This window comes from Phyllobacterium brassicacearum (assembly GCF_003010955.1).
Taxonomy (GTDB): domain Bacteria; phylum Pseudomonadota; class Alphaproteobacteria; order Rhizobiales; family Rhizobiaceae; genus Phyllobacterium; species Phyllobacterium brassicacearum.
Window position 1 is genome coordinate 21,683 of record NZ_PGGO01000035.1, and the last position, 9,265, is coordinate 30,947.

At 63.3% G+C, this 9,265-nt stretch carries 4 protein-coding genes and 3 pseudogenes; 6 read left to right on the forward strand and 1 reads right to left on the reverse strand.

Translation table 11 applies throughout. From position 1 onward, the window contains the following. Positions 1-153: 153 nt before the first annotated feature. Genes CU102_RS26765 through CU102_RS26775 form a run of 3 tightly spaced genes read left to right on the forward strand, consistent with a single transcriptional unit; the run spans position 154 to position 5,449 of the window. Positions 154-2,925, forward strand: coding sequence for a sensor histidine kinase (locus CU102_RS26765; protein ID WP_106714112.1), 2,772 nt, complete (start codon positions 154-156; stop codon positions 2,923-2,925). After that, a complete protein-coding gene (locus CU102_RS26770) occupies positions 2,922-3,287 on the forward strand; it encodes a response regulator transcription factor (protein WP_106714113.1) in 366 nt (121 codons plus the stop codon). The genes CU102_RS26765 and CU102_RS26770 overlap by 4 nt, the downstream gene beginning before the upstream one ends. Beyond that, the gene (locus CU102_RS26775) at positions 3,284-5,449 is read left to right on the forward strand and encodes an exonuclease domain-containing protein (protein ID WP_106714114.1); all 2,166 of its coding nucleotides are present in this window, start codon (positions 3,284-3,286) and stop codon (positions 5,447-5,449) included. The genes CU102_RS26770 and CU102_RS26775 overlap by 4 nt, the downstream gene beginning before the upstream one ends. Positions 5,450-5,543: 94 nt before the next feature. Here CU102_RS26775 and CU102_RS26780 read toward each other — a convergent pair. Continuing rightward, positions 5,544-5,753 (reverse strand): annotated as a pseudogene (locus CU102_RS26780) (IS5/IS1182 family transposase); the annotation flags it as partial. Between the two features lie 116 nt (positions 5,754-5,869). Here CU102_RS26780 and CU102_RS26785 point away from each other — a divergent pair. The 3 genes and pseudogenes from CU102_RS26785 to CU102_RS26800 all read left to right on the forward strand — a co-directional run. Next, positions 5,870-6,573: pseudogene (locus CU102_RS26785) on the forward strand (IS6 family transposase). A gap of 443 nt (positions 6,574-7,016) precedes the next feature. Continuing rightward, a complete protein-coding gene (locus CU102_RS26795; protein WP_106714116.1) occupies positions 7,017-8,759 on the forward strand; it encodes an adenylate/guanylate cyclase domain-containing protein in 1,743 nt (580 codons plus the stop codon). Between the two features lie 160 nt (positions 8,760-8,919). Then, a pseudogene (locus tag CU102_RS26800) lies at positions 8,920-9,147 on the forward strand (IS6 family transposase); the annotation flags it as partial. Positions 9,148-9,265 lie beyond the last annotated feature (118 nt).

The following is a 9,265-nucleotide window of genomic DNA, read 5'->3' on the forward strand; positions in this document are numbered from 1 at the left end:
CGAAGGGCGTGAATGGGGCGTTCACGGTGGAATATGCTCTATGTGTTTGATATCATTGATAGACGTGTGTGAAAAGTGATGGAGGGACCACGCGAGCAACCCGCGACGGTCTCGACCCCGCACCGCGCGCGGCCGAGCCCGTCCGGCTGAGTGATGATCGCTGCTTCCCTTGTCCTCGGCGTTTCGTTCGGCTACCTGTCGCTTCTGTTCGCGATTGCCGCCTTCGGCGACCGGCGCGCGGCGCTCGGTCGCTCTGTAATCGATAACGCCTGGATCTATGCGCTGTCGTTGGCCGTCTACTGCACCGCATGGACCTATTTCGGCAGCGTCGGGCGCGCGGCGGCGTCCGGAGTCTGGTTCCTGCCAATCTACCTCGGGCCGATGCTGGCGATGCTGCTCGCTTGGATCGTCGTGCGCAAGATGATCCGCATCGCGCACACCTACCGGATCACCTCGATCGCCGACTTCATCGCCAGCCGTTACGGCAAGAGCCCGTTACTGGCCGCGTTGGTCACGTTGATCACCGTCGTCGGCATCGTCCCCTACATCGCGCTGCAGTTGAAGGCGATCTCCGCCGGCTATCACGTGCTCACCGGCGGCCCGCAAGCACCGGGGCTGCCGGCAATCGCCTGGTGGCAGGACGGCACGCTCTTGGTCGCCCTGGCGCTTGCGGCGTTCACGATCATCTTTGGGACGCGCCACCTGGACAGCGCCGAGCGGCACGAAGGGATGGTCGCGGCCATCGCCTTCGAGTCAATCGTCAAGCTCGTCGCCTTTCTCTCGGTGGGGGCCTTCGTGACCTGGGGCCTGTTCGATGGCATGGCCGACATCTGGTCGCGGGGGCAGGCGTTCCCGGAGCTTCGCGCGCTGCTGCGCCTCGGGGGCGAGAGTGGCGTCGCCTCGTTCGGCTACGCGCAGTGGTTTGCGTTAACGCTTCTTTCGATGCTCTCGGTGCTGCTGCTGCCGCGTCAGTTCCAGATGATGGTTGTCGAATGCGTCGACGAGCAGCACCTGCGGCGGGCCGCCTGGGTCTTCCCCGCCTACTTGCTGCTGATCAACGTCTTCGTGCTGCCGATCGCGATCGGCGGGCAGATCATCTTCGGCCCGGGGCGAATGGACGCCGAGACGTTCGTATTGTCGCTGCCGCTCGCGCATGGTGCGCCGGCGCTAGCGCTGTTCGCCTATGTGGGCGGCCTGTCCGCAGCCACCGGCATGCTGATCGTCGAGACGATCGCCGTCTCGACGATGGTCTGCAACGACCTGGTCATGCCGTCGCTGCTGCGCCTGTCGGGGTTCGGCGCGCGCGCGGGCGGCGACTTGACGCAGCAGCTGCTCAACATCCGACGCGGTGCAATCCTCGCCGTGCTGATGCTCGGCTACCTGTACTTCCACGTCGCCGGAGAGGCCTATGCGCTGGTCAGCATCGGCCTGATCAGCTTCGCGGCGGTTGCACAGTTCGCTCCCGCGCTGCTGGTCGGCATGTATTGGCGCGGCGGCACGCGAGCTGGGGCGCTGGGCGGACTGCTCGGCGGCTTCGCGATGTGGGCCTATACGCTGATGCTGCCCTCCGTGGCCAAATCCGGCTGGATCCCGGTTGGATTCGTCGGGCACGGCCCGTTCGGGATCGAGCTACTCGCCCCCGAGCGGCTGTTCGGGCTCAACGGGCTCGACAATCTTACCCATTCGCTGTTCTGGAGCCTTCTAGCCAACGTCGGCCTCTATGTGGGCCTGTCGCTGTGGCGTGCACCATCGGCCCGGGAGGCGAGCCAGGCGCTACTGTTCGTCGACGTATTCGAGCGCGGGCGGGCATCCGGCCAGGCGTCGCCCGTCTTCTGGCGCGGCCGTGCCCGGCTCGAGGATCTTACGACGCTTGCATGCCGCCTGCTCGGAGCAAACCGCGCGGGGCAGCTGTTCGAGGAGCATGCACGGGAGATTGGCGTCGCCGAGGTCCGGAACCTGGTAGCGGACGCGCGCCTTGTCGACCGCGTCGAGCGGCAGCTCGCCGGCACAGTGGGCAGCGCATCGGCCCGGGTCATGGTCGCCTCGGTGGTGCAGGAGGAGCCGCTCGCGATCGACGACGTGATCGAGATCTTGGACGAGGCATCGCAGCTGCGCGGCTACGCGCGCGCGCTGGAGGACAAGTCGCGCGCGCTCGAGCTGGCGACCGCCGAGCTGCGCGCAGCCAACGAGCAGCTGCAGAGCCTCGATCACCTCAAGGACGACTTCATGTCCTCGGTGACCCATGAGCTGCGGACCCCGCTCACCTCGATCCGCGCCCTGTCCGAGCTGATGCTGGACGCGCCCGACATGGAGGTGGATCAGCGCGAGGAGTTTCTGCGGATCGTCGTCTCGGAGAGCGAGCGCCTGAGTCGTCTGGTCAACCAGGTACTCGACATGGCCAAGATCGAATCTGGACATGCCGAGTGGCACAACACCGACGTCAACATGGCGAAGCTCGTCGAGAATGCCGTGCGCGCCGCATCCGAGCTGTTCCGCGAGCGTGGGGCGGCAGTCGAACTGTCCTTGCCCGACCAGGTTCCGCTGATCCGCTCGGACCCCGACCGGCTGACCCAGGTCATGCTGAACTTGCTCAGCAACGCCGCAAAGTTCGTTCCGGCCAAGGCGGGAAGGGTAGGGGTCGTACTGCGGACCGACGGGGATGGCCTGGTCGTCGAGGTCCATGACAACGGCCCGGGCGTGCCCCTTGGCGAGCAGGCGACGGTGTTCGAGAAGTTCCGCCAGGGCGGGGACGCCCAGAACCGGCCGCCTGGAACGGGACTGGGCCTTCCAATCTGCCGCCAGATCATTGATCATTTTGGCGGGCGCATGTGGCTGGAATCGGAACCGGGCGGGGGCGCGTGCTTCGCGTTCCGGCTGCCGCTCCAGCCAGCGGAATTCAAGAAACGCCGTGAGGAATCGCTATGAGCTTGAAGGTTCTAGTTGCAGACGACGAGCCGAACATCGTTGTGTCGCTCGAGTTCATGATGAAGCGCGAGGGTTATGAGGTACTCGTGGCGCGCGACGGCCGGCAGGCGCTCGAGGCGATCCGCCGCGAGCGGCCGCAGTTGGTGTTGCTCGACGCAATGATGCCGGGCATGTCGGGGTTCGACGTCTGCGAGGCGGTGCGGGCTGACGAGGCGGTTCGCGATACCCAGATCCTGATGTTGACGGCCAAGGGGCGCGACACCGACGTTGCGCGGGGGGTCGGTGTCGGCGCCGATGCCTACATGACCAAGCCGTTCTCGACGCGCGACCTCATGCAGAAGGTCCGGGACATGCTCGCGTGAAGTTCGACCGCCGCCTGGTGCTGGTGATGCTCGCGCCCGGCGCGGCCTTAGCGGCGTGGCTGGCGCTCGGTGGCGTACTGTTCCGGATGACGCTGGACCCCGCGCAGCGCGCGGGCGTCGATGCGGCGATCGGCCCGCTGGTGGCGTCCCACGGCGTGCTCCCGGTGGCTTGGTGGCTGATCGCCGCCGCGTTGGCGGCCTGGGCCGCCGGCCGGCTCTATGCGGCGCATGTGGCCGCACCGGCGCGGCTGGCGGATGCGACCAGGGTACTGATCGGCGATGTCGCGGCGCCTGATCTGGTCCCGCACGGCGGAGCGGCGGCGCGCAACCTGGCCGTAGCCATCAACGGGCTAGCGGGCGCGCGCCGGGCATTGCAGGATGACATGGCGCGCCTGGTGGCCGCGGCAAGCCGGGGTGTAGCCGAGCAGCGCGACCAGCTCGGCGCGCTGATGGCCGAACTCAATCAGAGCGTTGTGGTCTGCAACCTCGATGGACGGATCCTGCTCTATAACGAGCGAGCGCGGCAGCTTTTCCGCAGGCTCTCGCGCGCGCCCCAGGGGGCCGGGGGCGCCGAGTTAATCGGGCTGGGCCGTTCGATCTACGGCGTGTTCGACCGGGCGCTGATCGCGCATGCGCTCGAGACGGTCGAGCGGCGCATCGCCCGGGGCGACGACGCCGCAACGGCGTCGGCGCGGTTTGTGACCGGCATGCCCGCGGGGCATCTGCTTCGCGTTAGCATGGCGCCGGTGCGCCCGGCCGCGTCGGACGGGTCGGCGCCCACCGGGTTCGTGCTGCTACTCGATGACATTACCGGCGAGTACGAGGTGCAATCGCGGCGCGACCGGCAGCTGCTTGAACTTACCGAGGCGAGCCGCGCGTCGTTCGCCAACATGCAGGCCGCGCTCGACGTGCTCGACTATCCCGACCTCGAGGCGGAGGAGCGCGACCGCTTCCAAAAGGTGGTGCGAGAAGAGGTGTCCGCGATGAGCGCGCGGCTCGCAGCACTCGCCGCGGGCATGTCGCAGGACCTCATGACACGCTGGCCGTTGCAGGAAATGCTGGGGGGCGACCTGGTCGCTGCTGTCGCGACGCGGATCGAGGCGGATACCGGCCAGCGCGTGACCCCGGACGAGGTCGACGGGACCTTGTGGCTGAGCGTCGACAGCTTTGCGCTGATCCAGGCGCTGGCGTTCCTCGCGAGCCGCCTCGAGCCTTTCGACCGGGCCGATCTGCGGATCCGGCTGACCCAAGCCGGGAATCGCGCCCACCTCGACTTGATCTGGGCGGCCGAGGACGCTCGTCCCGAGACCCTGACTGGCTGGCAGACTGGCGCGATGCAGGTCGGCGACGTGCTCTCGCCGCTCTCGGTGCGTGACGTGGCGGAACGGCACGGCGGCGAGGTCTGGTTCGAGCATGACCGCGCTCGCTCGTTATCGTTCTTCCGCTTCCTGCTGCCGCTGGCGACGGGCGAGCCCGCTGCTGCGGTGACCCACAAGGACAGCCGGCCCGAATATTATGATTTCGACCTCTTCGCAGCCAGCGAAGGTAGCCGCGCGCTCGACGAACGTTTGCTGGGGGACATCGCCTACACGGTGTTCGACACAGAGACGACCGGCCTCCACCCCGCGCATGGCGACGAGATCATCCAGATTGGAGCGACCCGCATCGTCAACGGCAAGGTGCTGCGCGGCGAGTGCTTCGATCAACTGGTCGATCCCCAGCGCAGCATTCCCGAAGCATCGATTCCGATCCACGGCATCCGGCCGGCGATGGTCCGCGGCAAGCCGACGATCGCCGAGGTGATGCCCGCGTTTCGGACATTCGCCAGCGACACGGTGCTCGTCGGGCACAACGTGGCCTTCGACATGCGCTTCCTCAAGCTCAAGGAGGTCGTGAGTGGCGTGCGGTTCGACCAGCCAGTGCTCGATACCCTGCTCTTGTCGAGCGTCGTACATCCGAACGAGGCATCGCACGACCTCGAGGCGATCGCGGCGCGTCTGGGTGTGACGATTTCCGGCCGTCACACGGCGGTCGGCGACGCGCTGGCGACGGCCGAGGTGTTCCTTAAGCTGCTTCCGCTCCTGCGCGAGCAGGGCATCCTCACGCTGGGGCAGGCACGCGAGGCGGCGCAGAAATCTTACTACTCACGGCTTCGATATTGAGGCCGGCGCGCCCGAATGCACTCCCTACGAGGGGCTTGTCACAGGCGTTGGTGCAGCGATCAAGAATTCGATGCGCCTCTGTCTTTGAGGTGGACTATGCCTGCCTGGCCTGGCAGCGGACAGAGTCCGGGCGTCCACATGCCAGCATACGGTTGAGGATGGTGCAGCCGATGGCAATCTCCGCCTGCTGAGCTGCGAACGAACGAGCCCGCAGGCGTCGTCCGATTGAAGCCTTGTATCGCCCGATGGCGGTTTCGATCAGCGCACGCTTGCCGTAGCCGGTGGCCGCCTGCCATTGCAGCCGCCTTCCTCTGACAATCACGTTTCCCCCGAATGACTTCAACATGCGGAGAATTATGGGATGGGTAGAGGCTTTGTCAGGTTAACTCTTGATCATCGTCTTTGGCATAGAAAGGAGTCATGAGCCAGCTTGCCGTCAGCTATAAACGTCACCGTTTCCCGCCCCCGATCATCGCTCATGCGGTGTGGTTGTACTTCCGATTCCCGTTATCCCTGCGCATGGTTGAAGAGATGCTCCTCGAGCGTGGGATCGTGGTGTCTTACGAAACCATTCGCTGCTGAGGCCAGAGGTTTGGTTCCGACTATGTTCGTCGCCTTCGCCGCAAGCAGCCCTCATCGAATGACGTTGGCATCTCGATGAAGTTGTCATCACCATCTCCGGCAGGAAGCATTGGCTGTGGCGGGCCGTCGATCAGGACGGGTGTGTCCTCGACGAGATCGTCCAGGCACGCCGCAATACCAAGGCCGCCAAGCGTTTATTGACACGGCTGTTGAAGAAACAGGGCATGCCACCCAAGCGCATTATTACCGACAAGCTGCGTTCCTATGGAGCAGCCCGCCGGCAGGTCATGCCAAACGTCGAGCACCGTTCGCATAGGGGGCTCAACAACCGGGCAGAGAATTCTCATGTCCCGTTGCGAAAACGGGAGCGGTCGATGCAAGGCTTCCGATCAGCTGGAGGTCTGCAGCGGTTTGTTTCGATCTTTTCTGCCCTGCGCAACCTTTTCGTTCCGTCCCACCACAAACGTTCCGCCTTCGGCATCCACCTTCATCGGCTCCGCGCCATGGCGGAATGGAAAGCCGTAACCGGGACGCTCGCCTGAAATCGGAGCTGAACGCAACGTCACGCCGAGCTTCTGTTAACCTGACAACGCCTATCGCATTGATCCTTTCGACCGAAAGCACGGAAGGCATGTCGCATGTGTAAATCTGGTTGGGGTCGGTTCCGGCAGGGGGCGAAATGACACTGTAAGAACGCTCGATGACCGCCTTCGGCCGATACCGTTGCAAAAGTCGGCATTGTTAGCTTTCAGATCTGGTGGTTTTGCTACCTGATTCCATTTTCATCCAATTGGAACGCAATCGCTCCACCTGGCTGATCACATCCTTGTCGCCCGAACCGCTTGCCACCATGGCGACCAGCAGCCCCGTCGGCCGTTCGGCTGAACGGTGGATTGTTTCTCCAGATCAGGAGCGGCTCAATGGACTTCTACCCAAGGCGCAGTTACGATAGGCACACTTCCACCTCCTCGGGCACATTGCACAAATGGCCGAAGAACGCGTCCAGCGCCGTCTTGCAGCAATCGTCGTCGCGGACGTCGTTGGCTACTCTTGTTTGATGGAGGAGGACGAGGTCGCGACGCTGGCGGTGCTGAAGGAGCGCCGGGCGACAGTTCTCCAGCCTATCGTGCGCGCGCATGGCGGCCGCATCGTCAAAGTGATGGGAGACGGGGTTCTCCTGGAGTTCCCGAGCGCGGTCAACGCCATGTCCGGAGCGGTCGAGTTGCAGCGGAAGATGGAGGAATCAAACGCTGCCCTGCCGGAGGCGCGCCGTATCGTCTTGCGCATCGGGATCAATCTCGGCGATGTCGTCATAGACGGCAGTGATCTCTATGGCGACGTCGTCAACATCGCCGCACGGCTACAAAGCCTGGCCGAGCCGGGTGCCATCTACGTGTCGGCGGGCATCCGTGATCAAGTCAAACGCAAGCTTGCGTTTGACTTTGACGATCTTGGACCGAAATCTCTGAAAAACATCGCCGAACCAGTTCATGTCTATCGCGTACTCTATGAACCCGCCGCCGCGATGGGTCACGAAGGACAAGCGGCGCTGCCGCTGCCTGCCAAGCCATCGATCGCCGTGTTGCCGTTTACCAACTTGAGCGGGGAAGCCGAGCAGGACGTTTTCACCGACGGGTTGACCGAAGACCTGATTACCGACCTTTCAAGAAATCCCGGCCTGTTTGTTATCGCGCGCCATTCGACTTTTGCCTACAAGGGAAAATCGGTCGACGTTCGATTGATCGCACGCGATTTGGGCGTCCGCTACATCCTGGAGGGCAGTGCACGCCGCGCCGGCGGTCGCGTGCGCATCAACGTTCAGCTCATCGACGCCGTTGGCGGAGATCACCTCTGGGCCGAACGCTTCGACCGAAATCTCGAAGACATTTTCGGCGTACAGGACGAAGTCACAAACAAGATCGTCGAGGCCCTTGTTGGACGCTTGGCGGAATCACCGTCACGCAACCGTCCGAAGAGCCTGGAAGCTTATGACCTTTGTGTCCGCGGGCGAAGTCTGATCTCAGCGTTCAACAGTTCCCCAGAAGCGCTCCGCGAGGCTAAGATACTCTTGAACCAGGCAGTCTCCATCGATTCCGAATATGCGGAGGCATTTCGCTGGCTGGCTTTTGTTTACTGGCAATTGTGGGCACAGAGCATCGAACCCACGGGAGAGAACCGATCACGAGCCCTTGAACTGGCCCGCAAGGCAGTAGCATTGGACGAGAACGACGCTGCCGGTCATTGGTTTTTCGGATATTTGTTGGCCTATGAAAAACGCTGGACCGAGTCCGATGAAGAGTTCGCAGCCGCCTTCACGCTGGAACCAAGCAATGCGGATGCCCTAGCCACCTGTTCGGAGCTTGCGGCGTTCGCAGGTCGCGCATCGGAAGCGATCGAACTGGTCCAAAGGGCGCTTCGACTGAATCCGCACCCGGCCGGGTGGTATTATTGGCAGCTTGGACTCGCGCATTACGCGGCCTGCCAATATGAAGAAGCCGTCAGGATTTTGCGCATGGAGGCGATCTACCGCAGCCCCTCGCGCCGCATACTGGCGGCTAGCCTTGCCCAACTCGGACGCAGAGACGAGGCGATGCGTGAGGCAGCTCTTTTCATGGCGATAACCCCAAAATTCACGATTACGCACTGGGCCGCTGCACAACCCGCCCGCGACGTGGAGACAGTCCAGCGCTTCGTCGAAGGCTATCGCATGGCCGGACTGCCGGATTGAACGGGAAGAGGCTCAATTTGAGATATTGCCGTGCGCTCCCTTGAGGGAGCATGCCCCCAAAGCTCTGGTCAACATTGAATGGCGACGCCTCGTGGTTCTGTCGCAAACTGATTGCTTACCGTTCGTCTGGCATAGCTTCCGATAAACAGGGGAGCTTGCTATGTTCAAAGGTCGCCATTTCAACCAGTCCGTGATCCTGCTGTGCGTACGCTGGTACCTGGCTTACAACCTCAGCCTGCGCGATCTCGAAGAAATGATGGCTGAACGCGGTTTGAGCGTTGACCATTCCACTGTGCATCGCTGGGTTATCCACTTCGCGCCAAAGCTGCTCGAGCGCTTCAATCGGCGCAAACGCGCCGTTACCGGCAAATGGCACGTCGATGAGACTCTGAGTAATTGATTGTCAGCGCTCTCTGGCGGCTACTATGGCCGCGTCAAAAAGAGGAGAGCAGAATGGAACAGCTTTTTGTAGGTCTGGACGTGTCAAAGGAAGAGACGGCGATCTG